At 60.6% G+C, this 15,969-nt stretch carries 17 protein-coding genes; 2 read left to right on the top strand and 15 right to left on the bottom strand.

The features are described 5' to 3' along the window. The 9 genes from lipA to eno all read right to left on the bottom strand — a co-directional run bounded on the left by lipA (position 1) and on the right by eno (position 9,447). Positions 1-966: a lipoyl synthase gene (gene lipA / locus NKI79_RS11010; RefSeq protein WP_254817194.1), complete on the bottom strand. Its 966-nt coding sequence runs from the start codon at positions 964-966 to the stop codon at positions 1-3. 137 nt (positions 967-1,103) lie between these two features. Beyond that, positions 1,104-1,361: a GlsB/YeaQ/YmgE family stress response membrane protein gene (locus tag NKI79_RS11005; protein ID WP_352801520.1), complete on the bottom strand. Its 258-nt coding sequence runs from the start codon at positions 1,359-1,361 to the stop codon at positions 1,104-1,106. Between the two features lie 98 nt (positions 1,362-1,459). Next, a complete protein-coding gene (lpdA, locus tag NKI79_RS11000) occupies positions 1,460-2,905 on the bottom strand; it encodes a dihydrolipoyl dehydrogenase (protein ID WP_352801518.1) in 1,446 nt (481 codons plus the stop codon). An 11-nt stretch (positions 2,906-2,916) separates the two neighbouring features. After that, a complete protein-coding gene (locus NKI79_RS10995; protein WP_352507416.1) occupies positions 2,917-3,555 on the bottom strand; it encodes an SGNH/GDSL hydrolase family protein in 639 nt (212 codons plus the stop codon). Positions 3,556-3,692: 137 nt separating this feature from the next. Next, on the bottom strand, positions 3,693-5,069 hold the full coding sequence (locus NKI79_RS10990; protein ID WP_352801516.1) for a pyruvate dehydrogenase complex dihydrolipoamide acetyltransferase: 1,377 nt from the start codon (positions 5,067-5,069) through the stop codon (positions 3,693-3,695). 17 nt (positions 5,070-5,086) lie between these two features. Beyond that, positions 5,087-6,490, bottom strand: coding sequence for a pyruvate dehydrogenase complex E1 component subunit beta (locus NKI79_RS10985; protein ID WP_352801515.1), 1,404 nt, complete (start codon positions 6,488-6,490; stop codon positions 5,087-5,089). A gap of 15 nt (positions 6,491-6,505) precedes the next feature. Further along, positions 6,506-7,546, bottom strand: a complete 1,041-nt coding sequence (pdhA, locus tag NKI79_RS10980) for a pyruvate dehydrogenase (acetyl-transferring) E1 component subunit alpha (RefSeq protein WP_352507419.1) — start codon at positions 7,544-7,546, stop codon at positions 6,506-6,508. A 171-nt stretch (positions 7,547-7,717) separates the two neighbouring features. Next, positions 7,718-8,038 carry an FtsB family cell division protein gene (locus NKI79_RS10975; RefSeq protein WP_352801513.1) on the bottom strand — a complete coding sequence of 107 codons (321 nt, stop codon included), beginning with the start codon at positions 8,036-8,038 and terminating at the stop codon, positions 7,718-7,720. A gap of 134 nt (positions 8,039-8,172) precedes the next feature. After that, positions 8,173-9,447, bottom strand: coding sequence for a phosphopyruvate hydratase (eno, locus tag NKI79_RS10970; protein ID WP_352801511.1), 1,275 nt, complete (start codon positions 9,445-9,447; stop codon positions 8,173-8,175). A gap of 212 nt (positions 9,448-9,659) precedes the next feature. On the opposite strand from eno, the gene NKI79_RS10965 reads away from it, so the two are divergent. After that, the gene (locus NKI79_RS10965) at positions 9,660-9,782 is read left to right on the top strand and encodes a hypothetical protein (RefSeq protein WP_084642452.1); all 123 of its coding nucleotides are present in this window, start codon (positions 9,660-9,662) and stop codon (positions 9,780-9,782) included. Positions 9,783-9,857: 75 nt separating this feature from the next. Here the strand turns inward: NKI79_RS10965 and NKI79_RS10960 are convergent, their stop codons facing one another. The 5 genes from NKI79_RS10960 to NKI79_RS10940 form a co-directional block, all read right to left on the bottom strand. Further along, a complete protein-coding gene (locus NKI79_RS10960; RefSeq protein ID WP_023675091.1) occupies positions 9,858-10,223 on the bottom strand; it encodes a PRC-barrel domain-containing protein in 366 nt (121 codons plus the stop codon). A gap of 122 nt (positions 10,224-10,345) precedes the next feature. Further along, entirely contained in the window at positions 10,346-11,197 is an 852-nt protein-coding gene (gene kdsA / locus NKI79_RS10955; protein ID WP_352801509.1) for a 3-deoxy-8-phosphooctulonate synthase, read from the bottom strand. Next, on the bottom strand, positions 11,194-12,078 hold the full coding sequence (locus tag NKI79_RS10950; RefSeq protein WP_352801507.1) for a VOC family protein: 885 nt from the start codon (positions 12,076-12,078) through the stop codon (positions 11,194-11,196). Before NKI79_RS10950 ends, kdsA begins: the two co-directional genes overlap by 4 nt. A gap of 79 nt (positions 12,079-12,157) precedes the next feature. After that, complete coding sequence (locus tag NKI79_RS10945) at positions 12,158-12,463, bottom strand: Dabb family protein (RefSeq protein ID WP_352801506.1); 306 nt, start codon at positions 12,461-12,463, stop codon at positions 12,158-12,160. 103 nt (positions 12,464-12,566) lie between these two features. After that, entirely contained in the window at positions 12,567-12,701 is a 135-nt protein-coding gene (locus NKI79_RS10940) for a hypothetical protein (RefSeq protein ID WP_292655342.1), read from the bottom strand. 159 nt (positions 12,702-12,860) lie between these two features. Between NKI79_RS10940 and NKI79_RS10935 the strand changes: the two genes are divergently transcribed. After that, positions 12,861-13,850 carry a glycerophosphodiester phosphodiesterase family protein gene (locus tag NKI79_RS10935; RefSeq protein ID WP_352801504.1) on the top strand — a complete coding sequence of 330 codons (990 nt, stop codon included), beginning with the start codon at positions 12,861-12,863 and terminating at the stop codon, positions 13,848-13,850. 85 nt (positions 13,851-13,935) lie between these two features. Here the strand turns inward: NKI79_RS10935 and NKI79_RS10930 are convergent, their stop codons facing one another. Continuing rightward, positions 13,936-15,915 carry a bifunctional 2',3'-cyclic-nucleotide 2'-phosphodiesterase/3'-nucleotidase gene (locus tag NKI79_RS10930; RefSeq protein WP_352801502.1) on the bottom strand — a complete coding sequence of 660 codons (1,980 nt, stop codon included), beginning with the start codon at positions 15,913-15,915 and terminating at the stop codon, positions 13,936-13,938. Positions 15,916-15,969: the final 54 nt, after the last annotated feature.

The following is a 15,969-nucleotide window of genomic DNA, read 5'->3' as shown; positions in this document are numbered from 1 at the left end:
TTAGGCGGACTTCCTGAGAAACGCTTCACGCGCCGCGCGTAGTCTGGCGAAATCGTCGCCGGCATGGTGCGACGAGCGCGTCAGCGGGCTTGACGCCACCAGCAGGAAGCCCTTGGTCTTGCCGATCGTCTCGAAGGACTTGAATTCCTCAGGCGTGACGAAGCGGATCACCGGATGGTGTTTCTTCGACGGCTGCAGATATTGGCCGATGGTCATGAAATCGACATTGGCCGAACGCAGATCGTCCATTAGTTGCAGGATTTCGTTCCGCTCCTCGCCAAGGCCAACCATGATGCCGGACTTGGTGAAGATCGAGGGGTCAAGCTCCTTGACCCGCTGCAAGAGCCTGATCGAGTGGAAATAGCGCGCGCCCGGCCGAACCGTCAGATAGTTAGACGGCACGGTCTCGAGATTATGGTTGAAAACATCCGGCTTGGCCGCCACGACGATCTCCAGCGCACCGTCCTTGCGCAGGAAATCGGGCGTCAGGATTTCGATCGTCGTCGACGGGGTTGCTGCCCTGATCGCGCGAATGACATCGGCAAAATGCTGGGCCCCGCCATCGGCGAGATCGTCGCGATCGACGGAGGTGATGACGACATGGCTCAAGCCCATCTGCTTGACCGCATGCGCGACACGCGCCGGCTCGTCGGGGTCGAGTGCGGTCGGGATGCCGGTGGCGACATTGCAAAAGGCGCAGGCCCGCGTGCAGATCTCGCCCATGATCATGAAGGTGGCGTGCTTCTTCTCCCAGCACTCGCCGATATTGGGGCAGCCCGCCTCTTCGCAAACCGTCACCAGTTTGTGAGACTTCACGATTTCGCGCGTCTCGGCATAGCCTTTCGACATCGGCGCCTTGACGCGGATCCAGTCGGGCTTGCGCAGTACGTCCTGATCCGGCTTGTGCGCCTTTTCGGGATGCCGCAAGCGCGGCGCATTGGCAATCGTGTCGAGGACGGTGACCATGTGAAACCCGGCTAATTGGCAAGCGCTTGTCCAGCGCTCGCTCTACCCACGTCATCTAGGACTTTTCGGCGAAAAGAAAAAGGCCGCGATCACGCATGCCCCGGTGGCCTTTTTCGCATAGCAAGTGCCGACAGAGGTTAGCGGCGCACCAGTCGTCCGACCGCAATCAGAATGCACGCGCCGATGAAGCCGGTGATCAGATAGGCGATCCAGCCGACGCCGAAGATGCCGATGTTCAGGGCCTGCAAGATGGCGTTCAACACGATTGCGCCGACAACGCCGAGAACGATGTTCATGAGGATGCCGGTATTGCTCTTCATGACCATCTCGGCGAGCCATCCCGCCAGGCCACCGATGATGATGGCTGCTACCCAGCCCACGCCGTTCATTTCCATATGCCCTCTCCTTGTATGATGGATGATGCCTGCGAAACGAATTGCTCTGCCGTCGAGTTCCTTTGTGTCTTCCCTGTGAGACTCGCCCAACTAATTTATCATGCATTCAGTGCGCGACCATAGGCGTCGAGTACACTCTCCTTCATCATCTCCGACAGCGTCGGGTGCGGGAAGATCGTGTGCATCAGCTCTTCCTCGGTGGTCTCCAGATTCATCGCCACGACGAAGCCCTGGATCAGTTCGGTTACTTCTGCGCCGACCATGTGGGCACCCAGCAACTGGCCGGTCTTCTTGTCGAAAATGGTCTTGACGAAGCCTTGGTCCTCCCCGAGCGCAATCGCTTTGCCGTTTGCCGCGAACTGAAAGCGGCCGACACGGATGTCCTTTCCGTCGGCTTTCGCTTTGGCTTCTGTCAGTCCGACCGAGGCGACTTGCGGATTGCAATAGGTGCAGCCTGGGATCTTCAGCTTGTCGGTGGCATGCACGCCGGGGAAATTGGCGATCTTTTCCACACAGACCACGCCCTCATGCTCGGCCTTGTGGGCGAGCATCGGCGGTCCGGCAACGTCGCCGATGGCGTAGACGCCCGGCACGTTGGTCTTGCCGTAGCCGTCGACGACGACGCAACCGCGGTCGGTCTTCACGCCGAGCGTCTCGAGGCCGAGGTTTTCGATGTTACCCTGTACGCCGACGGCCGAGATCATACGATCGGCGGTGATCTTCTCGACCTTGCCGTCCTTCATCTCGACATGCGCGGTGACCGAGTTAGTGCCCTTCTCGACCTTGGTCACCTTGGCTTCTAGGATGATCTTCATGCCCTGCTTCTCGAACTGCTTCTGCGCGAATTTCGAGACCTCGGCGTCCTCGACCGGCATCACAGCCGGCAGCAGTTCGACCACCGTCACCTCGGCGCCCATGGTGCGGTAGAACGAGGCGAACTCGATGCCGATGGCGCCCGAGCCCATCACCAGCAGCGATTTTGGCATCTCTGTCGGCACCATCGCCTCGAAATAGGTCCAGATTAACTTGCCGTCAGGCTCGATGCCGGGCAGCGCGCGCGGCCTGGCGCCGGTCGCCAGAATGATGTGCTTGGCGCTATAGGTGCCCTCGCCCTTGACGCCCTTGGGCGCCGGCGGCTGCGGCTCCATCGGCTTCTTCGACGATTTCGACACAACGATCTCGCCAGGTTTGGTCAGCTTGGCTTCGCCCCAGATGACGTCAACCTTGTTCTTCCTCATCAGGAAGCCGACGCCGCCGTTGAGCCGCAGCGAGACCTTTCGTGACCGATCGACGACGGCGGCTGTGTCGACGCTGACCTTGCCGTCGATCTTCAGGCCGTAGTCCTTCAGATGATCCGAATAGTGCATGATCTCGGCGGAGCGCAGCAGCGCCTTGGTCGGAATGCAACCCCAGTTCAGGCAGATGCCACCCAAGTGCTCGCGCTCGACGATCGCCGTCTTGAAGCCAAGCTGCGCCGAACGCACTGCAGTGACATAGCCGCCGGGGCCGGAGCCGATGATGATGACGTCGTAGTTCTCAGCCACGGCTTTCTCCTTCACAATTCCAACATGAGGCGCACGAGCGGCGCCAGCGCTTGCCCGACGTTCCGCGTGTTTTCGGCATCGAGATGGACGCCGTCGAGCGGCGTGGTTTTGGCCACCGTGCCGGCATCGAAGAAGCCACAGCCGGCCTCGTCGGCAAGGGCGGAATATTGCGGCGCCAGCCGCTTTGACGCGTCATCGCCGCCAGCGAACATTTCCTTGAACTCGGCGTTTTCCGTGCGGCTGACTACGGGCGGCGCGACGATCAGGATCTGCGGCGCCGGCCAATTGAACGGGTAATCGTGACCGCGCACGATATCGATCAGGCGTTGCATGCCTTGCTTTGCCGCGACAGGATTGCCGTGAATCCACGGCTTCATATCGTTGGCGCCGAGCATGACGACGATCAGATCGATCGGTGCGTGCGTCGTCAGGATTGTTGGCAACAGCCTTGCGCCATTGCGGTCCGCCCCGGCCAAGTGATCGTCGAAGGCGGTGGTTCGGCCATTCAGGCCTTCGGCAACGACCTCGACGCCGCTGCCCAATGCCGCCTGCAGCACGCTCGGCCAGCGATCTTCCAGCGGGTGTCGGCCGAGGCTTGCCGCGTCATAGCCCCAGGTCAGCGAATCGCCATAGCAGAGGACCGTTTTCATGCGTTTTCCCCCCTCCAACAAAGACCTATCCGCAATCGCTACCGCCCGAACAGCCAATGTACGATAATCGTTTACGAGCCGGATTGGATGGAGGCGAAAAGGCTGGTGTAGAATTTCCGCACCGCCCTGTTCCCTGCTTAGACCAGCATGCCCATCGGATCTTCGATCATGCGCTTGAAGGCGACGAGCAGCTCGGCGCCGAGCGCACCGTCGACTGCGCGGTGATCGGTCGACAGCGTCACCGACATGATTGTTGCGATCTTGATCTCGCCGTTCTTCACCACCGCGCGTTGCTCGCCGGCGCCGACCGCCAGGATTGTCGCATGCGGCGGGTTGATGACGGCAGAAAAATCCTTGACGCCGAACATGCCGAGATTGGACACCGCCGTGGTGCCGCCCTGATATTCTTCCGGCTTCAGCTTGCGGCTGCGGGCGCGGCCGGCAAGGTCCTTCATCTCGTTGGAGATAACGGACAGCGTCTTTTCGTCGGCACGGCGGATGATCGGGGTGATCAGGCCGCCGGGGATCGACACGGCGACACCGACATCGGCATGCTTGTGCTTGATCATGGCGTTTTCTGTCCACGACGCATTGGCGTCCGGAACCGCCATCAGCGCCATGGCAAGAGCCTTGATGACCATGTCGTTGACCGACAGCTTGTAGGCCGGCGTTTCGCCCTTCTCGGTCTTCTTCACCGGGGCGGCCGCATTGATCTGCGTGCGCAGGGCCAGAAGTGCGTCGAGTTCGCAGTCGAGCGTCAGATAGAAATGCGGGATGGTGGTCTTGGCCTCGACCAGCCGCCGCGCAATGGTCTTGCGCATATTGTCGTGCGGGATCAGCTCGTAGGAGCCTTCGGCAAACAGTTTGAGCACCTGCTCGTCCGGCATCGCCTTGGGTGCTGCGGCCGCAGGCGCCGCAGCGCCGGCGGGGGCCGCTTTTGCTGCTGGTGCCGCCTTGGCGCCGCCACTGGAAATCGCGGCATCGACATCGGCCTTTACCACGCGGCCGTGAGGGCCGGAGCCGGTCAGCGCCGCGACATCTATACCGGCTTCGCTGGCGATGCGCCGGGCCAGCGGCGAGGCGAAGATGCGCTCACCGTTTGCATGGCCGTTGGCGGCCGGCGCCGCTTCCGCCTTAGCTGCAGGTGCGGCAGGTTCCTGCTTCAGCGCTTCGGGCTTTGGTGTTTCAGCTTTGGAGGCGTCCGCTTTCGGAGCCTCAGCCTTTGCCGGCGCAGCGCCGTCACCGCTTTTCGCGGCGGCCGCCGCATCCTCCCCCTCAGCCGCCAACACCGCGATCAGCGCATTGACCTTGACGCCTTCAGTGCCGGCCGGAACCACCAGCTTGGCAACCGTGCCTTCGTCGACGGCTTCGACTTCCATCGTTGCCTTGTCGGTCTCGATCTCGGCGATCACGTCGCCGGGCGAAACCTTGTCGCCCTCCTTGACCAGCCACTTGGAAAGGTTGCCCTCCTCCATTGTGGGCGACAGCGCCGGCATGGTGATGTTGATAGGCATTTTGTCCTCCGCCCTGCTCAGCGATACGTGACGGCTTTGACCGCCTCGACGACCTCGCCGACATTGGGCAGCGCCAGCTTTTCGAGGTTCGCCGCATAGGGCATCGGCACGTCCTTGCCGGCAATGGTGATGACCGGTGCGTCGAGGAAATCGAAGGCCCGCTGCGAGACCTGATTGGCGATATGGTCGCCGACCGAGTTCTGCGGAAAGCCTTCCTCGACCACCACCAGGCGATTGGTCTTTTTGACCGAAGCGATGATCGTGTCGAAGTCGAGCGGGCGGATGGTGCGCAAGTCGATTATCTCGGCATCGATGCCCATGCCACGCAACTCCGCCTCGGCCTTGATCGCGTAGGTCATGCCGATGCCGAACGAGACGATGGTCACGTCCTTGCCGGATTTGTGAATGCGTGCCTTACCGATCGGCAGCACGAAATCGTCCATCTTCGGCACGTCGAAGGAGTGGCCGTAAAGGATTTCGTTCTCGAGGAAGATGACCGGGTTCGGGTCGCGGATCGCCGCCTTAAGCAGACCCTTGGCGTCGGCGGCGGTATAAGGCATCACCACTTTCAGGCCGGGAATATGGCTGTACCAGGCGGCATAGCATTGCGAATGCTGCGCGGCGACGCGGGCAGCCGCCCCGTTCGGGCCGCGAAAGACGATCGGGGCACCCATCTGGCCGCCAGACATGTAGAGCGTCTTGGCGGCAGAATTGATGATCTGGTCGATCGCCTGCATGGCGAAGTTGAAGGTCATGAATTCGACGATCGGCTTCAAGCCGGCCATCGCCGCGCCAACACCAACGCCGGCAAAGCCGTGCTCGGTGATCGGCGTGTCGACCACGCGCCGCGGACCGAATTCCTGCAACAGGCCTTGCGTGATCTTGTAGGCGCCCTGGTACTCGGCAACCTCCTCGCCCATGACAAAGACATCGCCGTCGCGGCGCATTTCCTCCGCCATTGCATCGCGCAAGGCTTCACGTACCGTGGTCGAGACCATTTCGGTGCCGGCCGGGACGTCGGGATCGGCGGCAATTTCCAGCCTGGGTGCGGCGACAACAGGTGCTGCAGCTTCGCTCTTGGCCGGAGCAGCCGCGGGGGGCGGAGCAGCCGCGGGCGCTTCCGCTTGCGACTCAATGGCCTCCTCGCCGATACCTTCGCCTGCCTCGTCGACGTCTTCGCCATCGACGGCCAGCACAGCGATCAGTGTGTTGACTTTGACACCCTCGGTGCCGGCCGGAACCACGATCTTGGCAAGCGTGCCGTCGTCCACGGCTTCGACTTCCATCGTTGCCTTGTCGGTCTCAATCTCGGCAATGGCGTCACCGGCTACGACCTTGTCGCCCTCTTTTTTCAACCACTTGGAAACATTACCCTCTTCCATGGTCGGCGAGAGGGCGGGCATGAGAATTTCGATCGGCATGTCCTTGCCCTCTCGTTAAAGTACGATGTCGGTCCAGAGCTCGGACGGATCCGGCTCCGCGTCGTTCTGGGCAAATTCTGCGGCGTCGGCGACGACGTCGCGGACTTCCTTGTCGATGGCCTTGAGTTCGTCCTCGCTTGCCCATTTCTTGTCGAGCAGCCGCGCCTTGACCTGCTCGATCGGGTCACGTTCGGAGCGCATTTTCTGCACTTCTTCCTTGGAGCGGTATTTTGCCGGATCCGACATCGAATGGCCGCGGTAACGATAGGTCTGCATTTCGAGAATGAGCGGCCCGTTGCCGGCGCGGCACCATTCGGCGGCGAGGTCGCCGGCGGCCTTAACGGCGCGCACATCCATGCCGTCGACCTGGATGCCTGGAATCTTGAAGGAGGCGCCGCGGTGCGAGAAATCCGTCTCGGCCGAAGAGCGCGAGACCGAGGTTCCCATGGCGTAGCGGTTGTTCTCGATGATGTAGATCACCGGAAGCTTCCACAGCGAGGCCATGTTGAAGCTTTCGTAGACCTGGCCCTGGTTCGCTGCGCCATCGCCGAAATAGGTCAGCGTCACATTGTTGTTGCCGCGATAGCGGTTGGCGAAGGCAATGCCGGTGCCGAGCGACACTTGCGCGCCGACGATGCCGTGGCCGCCGTAAAAATGCTTCTCCTTGGAGAACATGTGCATGGAGCCGCCCTTGCCTCTCGACAGGCCGCTACGGCGCCCGGTCAGTTCGGCCATGACGCCGCGCGGTGACAACTCCATGGCCAGCATATGACCATGGTCGCGATAGGCGGTGATCATCTGGTCGCCATCGATCAGCGCCATCTTCATGCCGGTAACGACCGCTTCCTGGCCGATGTAGAGGTGGCAGAAACCGCCGATGAAGCCCATGCCGTAAAGCTGGCCGGCCTTTTCCTCGAAGCGGCGGATGAGCAGCATGTGCCGGTAGGCGGCAAGCTCCTGGTCTTTGGTGAATTCAACAGGCTTCGGGGTGGAAAGGCCCGGCGTTTTACCGTCTGATTTGGATTTGGCGGGCGCTTTTCTGGTGGCGGTGGCCATGCATCACTCCCTGTTGGCGTCTCTTGGCGGACAGCGAGGGAGATCAGTTCTCCCACCGATTTGAGGCAGGCTAACATGCAGGGAAGGCTTTCGCCATGCCGAAAACGCATGGCTGTCATGCATCTAACCAATTAAAATCATTGCAGATATCGCTGATTAACTGAAATCGGGTTATCTTGTGCCCGGCAACATGATGGTGATCTCGTCGGCGTGGGACAGATTAAGCGCCTTGCGCGCCTGCTCGTCCAGCATGTCCTTCTCCAGCGTGCCCTCATGCATCAGCTGAACGCGGCGCTCGAGATCGACACGGCGCGCCTTGACGGCATCGAGCCTGCCCCGCAATTCGACAGTCTCGGCTTCGAGCTGATACTTGGAATAGATGCCGAACTCGCCATGATAGGCATGGAAGCCGAAATAAGTCAGGAACACCACGCAGAGCGAGGGGATGATCAGCCGGCCGGTGTTTCTTTGCTTGTGCTGGCGTGTCCACATGGTCCGAATCCTCTAGGCCGCCTTTGTCGCCCGATTGTGCTTAATGGACGGTTACAGCCTGTTGGATTCAGAGCCAGGAAGCAAAAAAGGGCGGGAATGTCCCCGCCCTCGCCGCCACGGATTTTCTCTCGAAATCAGCTTTTCACGATCGACTTGCCGGCATATTGCGCCTGCTTGCCGAGCTCCTCCTCAATGCGGATGAGCTGGTTGTACTTGGCCATGCGATCCGAGCGCGACAGCGAGCCTGTCTTGATCTGCCCGCAATTGGTGGCAACGGCGAGGTCGGCGATGGTCGAATCCTCGGTCTCGCCCGAGCGGTGCGACATCACCGCGGTATAGCCGGCCTTGTGCGCGGTCTCGACGGCGTCGAGCGTTTCGGTAAGCGAGCCGATCTGGTTGACCTTGACCAGGATCGAATTGGCGACACCCATGCGGATGCCGTCGCGCAGCCGCGCCGTGTTGGTGACGAACAGATCGTCGCCAACCAGCTGCGTTTGCTTGCCGATGAGATCGGTCAGCATTTTCCAACCGTCCCAGTCATCCTCCGCCAGGCCGTCCTCAATGGTGATGATCGGGTAGTCGGCAGCAAGTTTGGCCAGATATCTGGCCTGTGCCTTCGGGTCGCGGGTTTTCCTCTCGCCTTCATAGACGTAGTTACCATCCTTGAAAAATTCGGTCGCCGCGCAGTCGAGGCCTAGCGCAACCTCCTCGCCAGGCTTGAAGCCAGCCTGCTCGATCGATTCCATGATAAAGTCGAGCGCGGACGGCGCACTCTTCAGGTTGGGAGCAAAGCCGCCCTCGTCGCCGACGTTGGTGTTATGGCCGGCGTCCTTCAGCTTCTTTCGCAGCGTATGAAAGATCTCCGAGCCCCAGCGCACGCCGTCGCGCAGCGTCGGCGCGCCGATCGGCAGGATCATGAATTCCTGGAAATCGATCGGGTTGTCGGCATGCGCGCCGCCATTGATGATATTCATCATAGGCACCGGCAGCACATGGGCCTTGGTACCGCCGACATAACGGTAGAGCGGCAGGTCGGCCGCTTCGGCCGCGGCCTTGGCCACCGCCAGCGACACGCCGAGGATGGCATTGGCGCCGAGCCGGCTCTTGTTGGCCGTACCATCGAGCTCGATCATGGTCTGGTCGATATGGATCTGATTCTCTGCCTCCATGCCGCCGATCGCCTCGAACAGCTCGCCGTTCACCGCCTCGACCGCCGTGAGCACGCCCTTGCCGAGATAGCGGGGGCCGCCATCGCGCAGTTCGACCGCCTCATGCGCGCCGGTAGAGGCACCGGACGGCACCGCGGCGCGACCCATCGAGCCATCTTCGAGCACGACGTCGACCTCGACGGTCGGATTTCCGCGGCTGTCCAGGATTTCACGCCCGACAATGTCGATGATGGCCGTCATTGCGATGTCCCCGATTGATCGATTAAAGCGTCGCGCACCTCTTAGCCAAAGCGCCGCAAAACGCAATCGGGGCAGTTGCAAATATTGCCCGCGCCCATTGCCGCTCTTGGGACTCACGAAGCACAAAACACTGTCATCATTTGTCATACGCGGCATGCCGGTTTCTGGTTTATGGCTGTTGTCGCGCGGGGCGAAACAGGAGGAGTTTCGCCATGTCCCAGTTGAGCGGTATTGTGAGTTTGTTCCTGATCGCGGCTGCGTTCCTGACGTCGTGCGACAATCAGCAACCCCCGCAGGGATCGTCGCCTTTGCCGGCCCTGCAGATTGCGCAGTAGCATCCCGCCACATCGAAAGGCCCCCGATTTCCCGGGGGCCTTTTTGATTCCAGGAGATAGTCAGTGCCAGTAAGGTCAATGCCAGTAAGGCTCGACCTTGTAGTAGTTGTATGAGGCGTCACGTGCGGCCTCGCCGTCGGCGCCGGTCAGCTCGTTGATCGAGTAAGAAGGAGCGGCCATCAGCTGGTCTTTGGTGAACGGCACGACATAGCCACCCTTGTTCTCGTCATAATCAAGGCTCGCCCACGGAATGGCGTGGTATTTCTCGCCAATGCCGAGAAATCCGCCAAAACCGATCACGGCAAACATGATTCCGTTCGACAATTTGTCGAGCATGACGTCCTCGATGTCGCCGATATGAGTGCCTTCCGTGTTGTAGACCGATGTGCCGATAACCCGCGAAGCGGCGATGGCTTCGGTGTGTCCCGTCTGGGTCGTCATGGTGTTCTCCTCGTCGTCGTTGACATTAGATTTTGACAATGAGGGCCGCGGGCTAAGGTTCCAGGCGGGTTCGAAATTCTTCAAAGTTTTCTTGACGACGCTGCTGTGGCGCAACTGCTGGTTCAACCCACGCTCTTGGCGATGCGATCGAAGGCCATCAGTCGTTCAAGCAATGCGGGAAGATCCTTTAGCGGCACCATGTTGGGACCGTCGGAAGGCGCGTTGTCGGGGTCCTGGTGCGTCTCGATGAAGACGCCGGCGACGCCAACCGCGACGGCCGCGCGCGCCAGCGTCTCGACAAAGCGCCGGTCGCCTCCAGACGAACCGCCCTGCCCACCCGGTTGCTGCACGGAATGGGTGGCATCGAAAATCACCGGCGCGCCGATCTCGGCCATGATCGGCAGCGCCCGCATGTCGGACACCAGGGTGTTGTAACCAAAGGATGCGCCGCGCTCGGTCACCAAGACATTGGCGTTGCCGGAGCCGATGATCTTGGCGACGACGTTCTTCATGTCCCACGGCGCGAGGAATTGGCCCTTCTTCACATTGACCACCTTGCCGGTTCTTGCCGCAGCAATCAGCAAATCGGTCTGGCGGCTGAGGAAGGCAGGAATCTGCAGGATATCGGCATGCGGAGCGACGATCGCGCATTGTTCCTCAGTGTGGACGTCGGTCAGGATCGGCAGCGCAAAATTCTTGCGCAAGTCGTCGAAGATCGGCATTGCCACTTCAAGTCCCGCGCCGCGCGTGCCGCCAAGCGAGGTGCGATTGGCCTTGTCGTAGCTGGTCTTGTAGACGAGCCCAATGCCGAGCCTTTCGGTCAATTCCTTTAGCGCACCGGCCATGTCGAAAGCGTGCTGCCGCGATTCCAGCTGGCATGGACCGGCGATCAGCGATAAGGGCGCGCTGTTGCCGAAAATGACTTTGCCGACCGCAACGGAAGAGTTCGGCATCAGTGGATTGAGCTTGTTCATGCGATCTCCCGGAAAATAAAGGCGGCGCCCTGCCCTGGCGCGGGCGGCACGATGATATCACTGCCGCGCGTGTGATGTTCGACGGAATTGGCTGCAAGCAGTTTGGCGACGGCGTCGGCGTGCCCAATCGAAAAGACGATCCCGGCAAAGCGGAGTTCAGATGGCGCGCCGGCGGGAATGCCGAAGCGTGCCGAATAGGCTGCAGGATCCAGAATGGTAACGACGGCATTCGGCAGCTTATAGACAGTGCCGCCCGGCGCCTCGATTCCGGCTACGATCGAAATCAAGCGGCCTTGTTCGAAAGGTTCGCCAGTGACTGCCACGACTTCGACAATGCCGGTTGCGCCATTAGCGTGCGCCTGCAACGCAGTGCGGTCGACGTTCGGCGCATTGATCCGCTCGCAGGCGAAGAGAAAAGCGTCCGTTGCCTTGCCTGTAGCCGCGAAGGCCAGTTTGAACGATGCGGTGTCGCTCTTTCCCGTCGCATCGGTGAAGGCGCGCGAAAAGCTTAGCGCGTCTCCCGCCGACAGACCGGCTTCCATGTAGCGCGCGTAGTCCGCGGCGGCGCTTTCGGTGCCCAGCGCCACGGCAGAAAATCCTTCATCGCCGTTTTCTTCGCGATAGGTGCGATCACGCGCGACAAAGACATTGCGGTTCGCGATCGCCTTTGCCACGGCCTGTCTGTCGGCGACCACGAGCGGCTCGAGATAGGTGCCGTCGGTGAGGAAGACACAGCAGTTTTCCGTTCCGAAAGGGTGGATACCTGTCGGCGCAACGGTAAAGCCAAGCAGGGTCAAGCGCGCCCGCGCAACATCGAGGCTCGCGGTCGGCAGCACCAGATGATCGAGCGGATGAGGCCTTGCGCAGGTGTTCTCGGTCATGTCCCGCGCGGTGTGCCTCATTCCTGAAAATGGTTCAAGGGCTTGGCCGACGCCTCAGCGGCAAGACCACTATCAGCGCCTAGGGGACGGCGGCTCGTCTACTTGCAACGATGTCGGCCGAATAACGCAATTCGCGTAGCGGTTTGACCCGGCTGGTCGTCTCTGCATAGAGCGGATGCGCCTTGTAGGCGGCGAGCGCCGCTTCGTCCTCGAACTCGGCGTAGACGACCACATCGATCTCATCCGAGAGCGGGTCGACCTTGGTGTTGAGCGTTACCTCGAAGTGACGCGAATGAGGTATCTTGCCAAGCGCAAGGAGGCCCGTGCGCACTGCCTCGACATCCGCTTTATGCCGTGCGCTGAAGAAAACGATATGCCGGATCAACCCAGCCTCCTCGACCGTTGGACCGGCGTTCTTTTGTGTCAGCGGCAGTGTGCCGTCAATCGGCAGGTTTGTCGCGTCTGCGAACCGTAGCAGCGAAGAGAAACTACACCATGCTGGTCACATAGTGCACGATGCGGGTTACCTCCCTGACCGTCCTATCGAGGTAGCGGCCTTGGTTGTAAATGCCGTCCCAGATCAGGAAAAAGGTGACGGTCGTGATGACGATGACATAACGCATGACTAAAACTAGCGCATATGGACGGTTGCAACCATAACGATTCCAACGCTGCTGGGGACCCTCCCCGGGAATCTTTAGCGGCCGTTTGATCTGCCCGGCCGTCAAAAAGTCCGATCGTGACGCAGGATGCGGCCATAACGGCCAATGGGAAATCATATCATGCGCAGACGGACGATCTCCCTCGTTGCAATTCTTGTCGCTACAGGCGGCATCTGGCTCAACAACACCTCGCTGCTTTCGAGCCGGCCGGCCGGCACCCCTTCGGTGCTTGCGCATCGCGGCCTGGCTCAGGATTTCGACCGTACGAACCTCGGATCGGAAACATGCACGGCCGCTCGCATGCTGACGCCGCGCCATTCCTTCCTCGAGAACACGATACCGTCGATGGAAGCCGCCTTCGCGCTCGGTGCGGACGCGCTCGAACTTGATGTCCATCCTACCACGGACGGCAAGTTCGCCGTCTTCCACGATTGGACGCCGGATTGTCGCACCGACGGCAAGGGTGAAACGCGCAGCCATGCAATGTCCGAATTGAAGACGCTCGATATTGGTTATGGCTACACTGCCGATGGCGGCAAGACCTTTCCGTTTCGCGGCAAGGGTGTCGGCATGATGCCGTCGCTGGATGAAGTCTTGCAGCGCTTCCCGAACCGGCGCTTCAACATCAACGTCAAAAGCAACGATCCCAAGGAAGGCGAGATGCTGGCTGCCTGGCTCGCCACATTGACGCCGGCCGAGCGCGCCAATCTGACGGTCTATGGCGGCGACAGGCCTATGGACGCGGTCAAGGCAGCATTGCCGGATACGCACACGCTGAGCCGCGCATCCCTGACGCGCTGCATTCTTCGCTACACTGCGCTCGGCTGGAGCGGCTACGTTCCTGATGCCTGCCGCCAGGGCACTTTGCTCATCCCCGTCAATATCGCCAAGTGGATGTGGGGCTGGCCGGACCGTTTTCTCGACCGTATGGACGGTGTCGGCAGCCATGTCTACCTGCTCGGTCCCTATTCCGGCGGCGGCTTTTCACAAGGCCTCGACGACCCAGCCTCGATCGACCAACTGCCGGACGATTATTCCGGTGGGATTTCGACGGACGCACTGGATCTGGTCATGCCTGCCGTCAAGCGGCGTTTCGCACCACGCGGGTGACAAGGCCATCTGCTGGAAAAAGGTTTGCTATACCGGACAGTATCTTAACGCTGAGACAGTTTCGAGTCGATGTTCAAATCCTCACCTAGAGAGTGATGCGGTACTTGGCAAACCCTGCTTCGCCCTCGCCCGCCGGCTCGATCTTCAGCGACGTCACTTGCGCAATGAAATCCTTTGCCCTGGCGCCGGTCTCGAATACGACACTGGTTCCCGGTAGTGGCGCAAACGACCAGTTGGCGTCCGCCGACGGATTGATGGTGCCTTTGCTGACGATATAGCGCACGATCACATCGCGGTTGGTGTCGGGCGCTTCGTAGATGATCTTCGAGGCATTGATCTGCGGGAAATTGCCTCCGCCGCCGGCTCGGTAGTTGTTGGTGGCGACGACAAATTTCCGGTTGGGATCAATTGGTTTGCCGTTGAACATCAAGTCAATGATGCGGTTCGAGCCAGCATTCACCAGCCCGCCCTTCGAATCATATTTCGGTGGCTGCGACAGATCGATTCTGTAGGTGACGCCGTCGATCACGTCGAAATTATAGGATGGGAAGTCAGTGTTGATGAGCGCCTGGTCGGCTTTGCCCGGTTCGATCCGGTTGAAGATGCCGGCCGACATTTCCAGCCATTCCTTCACCTCCGCTCCGGTGATTTCGACGGCGCGCACCGTGTTTGGATAGAGGTAGAGGTCGGCGACGTTCTTGATGGCGATATCGCCCACCGGCACGTCGGTGTAATAGTCGGCGCCGTTGCGCCCACCCGCCTTGAACGGTGCCGCTGCCGACAGCAGCGGCATATCCTTCCACTCGGTGTTCTTCAGGATGTCCTTCAAGTACCAGGTCTGCGCCTGACTGACGATCTGGACCGATGGATCGTCGGCGACCAGCGCAAAATAGGAATAGAGCGGCGCCGAGGTTTTGCCGACAGGCCGGCGCACATAGGCGAGCGTCGCCTCGTGATCCTGTTTGAGCGCGTCGACGATGCGCTGGTCGTCCGCGACGGTCGGCTTGTTCGTCTTGTCGACCCGCTCAAAGATCGGCCTGGCCTCAGAGGTCGCCGAGACGATTTTCCATGTCGATCCGTCGCGCTCCAGCAACAGATCGATCAGCCCCATATGCGAGCCCCAGAAGCCGGCCATAACGGCGGGCTTGCCTTGCAGCGTGCCTTTCGCCGGATCGACGGCTTCCAGCAACTGAAAGTCCTTCTTGCCAGGGAAGACGAGGTGCTGGTGGCCGGTGAACACCGCATCGATGCCTTCGACACCTGCCACGAAGACGGAGGCATTCTCCATCATGTCGCTTTGCTTCACGTCGATGCCGGAATGGGAGAGCGCAATGACGATGTCGGCGCCTTCTTCCTTCATTTGCGGCACCCACGCCTTGGCCGCCTCGACGATGTCGCGCGTCTTGACACTGCCTTCGAGATTTTTCAGGTCCCAGACCATGATCTGCGGCGGCACGAAGCCAATGATGCCGATCCTGATCGGTTGCTCGGCGCCCGATCCGTCTTTGATCTTCCTGTCGAGGATGACATACGGCTTGAGATAGAGCTTGTCGTCGCGCGGGTTCGCGGCGAGCTCGGTGCCGCGGATCAGGTTCGCGCAGACGAACGGAAAATTGGCACCGGCCAGCACCTTGTCCATGAACGACAGGCCATAGTTGAACTCGTGGTTGCCGAGCGTCGAGCATTCGTAGCCGAGCAGGTTCATGCCCTTCATGACCGGATGCAGATCGCCATCCTTCATCCCTCTCTCGTAGGCGATGTAGTCGCCCATCGGGTTGCCTTGTAGAAGGTCGCCATTATCGACCAGCATCGCGTTGGTTGCTTCCTTGCGCACGGCTTCAATCAACGATGCCGTTCGCGACAGCCCCATCGTGTCGTTGGCTTTGTCGGCGTAGTAATCGTAAGGCAGCACATTCACGTGGATGTCGGTCGTCTCCATAATCCTCAGATGCGCCTGATTGGCTTGAGCCCGGGCGGGGAACGGGTGCAGCATGATCAGCGCTCCGCTGGCGGCAACGCCGGCGAGGAAATCGCGGCGTGAGACGAGGTGGCGCAGTTGGGACATTCGTTTTCTCTTTCTTCCACGACGTGACAAGTCCTGCCCGAAGCAAAGCTTCGC

Origin of the sequence: Mesorhizobium sp. M0340, from assembly GCF_040321535.1 — a bacterium.
Classification (GTDB): Bacteria; Pseudomonadota; Alphaproteobacteria; order Rhizobiales; family Rhizobiaceae; genus Mesorhizobium.
Note: the sequence above shows the minus strand (reverse complement) of the source record. Positions and strands in the feature narration are given on the sequence as shown.

Excerpts from the sequence above, each read along its gene's own strand:
- NKI79_RS10995 (WP_352507416.1), bottom strand. The coding sequence starts at position 3,555 with ATGAAAACGGTCCTCTGCTATGGCGATTCGCTGACCTGGGGCTATGAC.
- pdhA (WP_352507419.1), bottom strand. The coding sequence starts at position 7,546 with ATGGCCACCGCCACCAGAAAAGCGCCCGCCAAATCCAAATCAGACGGT.
- NKI79_RS10935 (WP_352801504.1), top strand. The coding sequence starts at position 12,861 with ATGCGCAGACGGACGATCTCCCTCGTTGCAATTCTTGTCGCTACAGGC.
- NKI79_RS10985 (WP_352801515.1), bottom strand. The coding sequence starts at position 6,490 with ATGCCGATCGAAATTCTCATGCCCGCCCTCTCGCCGACCATGGAAGAG.
- NKI79_RS10990 (WP_352801516.1), bottom strand. The coding sequence starts at position 5,069 with ATGCCTATCAACATCACCATGCCGGCGCTGTCGCCCACAATGGAGGAG.
- NKI79_RS10960 (WP_023675091.1), bottom strand. The coding sequence starts at position 10,223 with ATGACGACCCAGACGGGACACACCGAAGCCATCGCCGCTTCGCGGGTT.
- eno (WP_352801511.1), bottom strand. The coding sequence starts at position 9,447 with ATGACGGCCATCATCGACATTGTCGGGCGTGAAATCCTGGACAGCCGC.
- NKI79_RS10930 (WP_352801502.1), bottom strand. The coding sequence starts at position 15,915 with ATGTCCCAACTGCGCCACCTCGTCTCACGCCGCGATTTCCTCGCCGGC.
- NKI79_RS10940 (WP_292655342.1), bottom strand. The coding sequence starts at position 12,701 with ATGCGTTATGTCATCGTCATCACGACCGTCACCTTTTTCCTGATCTGG.
- NKI79_RS11005 (WP_352801520.1), bottom strand. The coding sequence starts at position 1,361 with ATGGAAATGAACGGCGTGGGCTGGGTAGCAGCCATCATCATCGGTGGC.
- NKI79_RS10950 (WP_352801507.1), bottom strand. The coding sequence starts at position 12,078 with ATGACCGAGAACACCTGCGCAAGGCCTCATCCGCTCGATCATCTGGTG.
- kdsA (WP_352801509.1), bottom strand. The coding sequence starts at position 11,197 with ATGAACAAGCTCAATCCACTGATGCCGAACTCTTCCGTTGCGGTCGGC.
- lipA (WP_254817194.1), bottom strand. The coding sequence starts at position 966 with ATGGTCACCGTCCTCGACACGATTGCCAATGCGCCGCGCTTGCGGCAT.
- NKI79_RS10965 (WP_084642452.1), top strand. The coding sequence starts at position 9,660 with ATGTCCCAGTTGAGCGGTATTGTGAGTTTGTTCCTGATCGCGGCTGCG.
- NKI79_RS10975 (WP_352801513.1), bottom strand. The coding sequence starts at position 8,038 with ATGTGGACACGCCAGCACAAGCAAAGAAACACCGGCCGGCTGATCATC.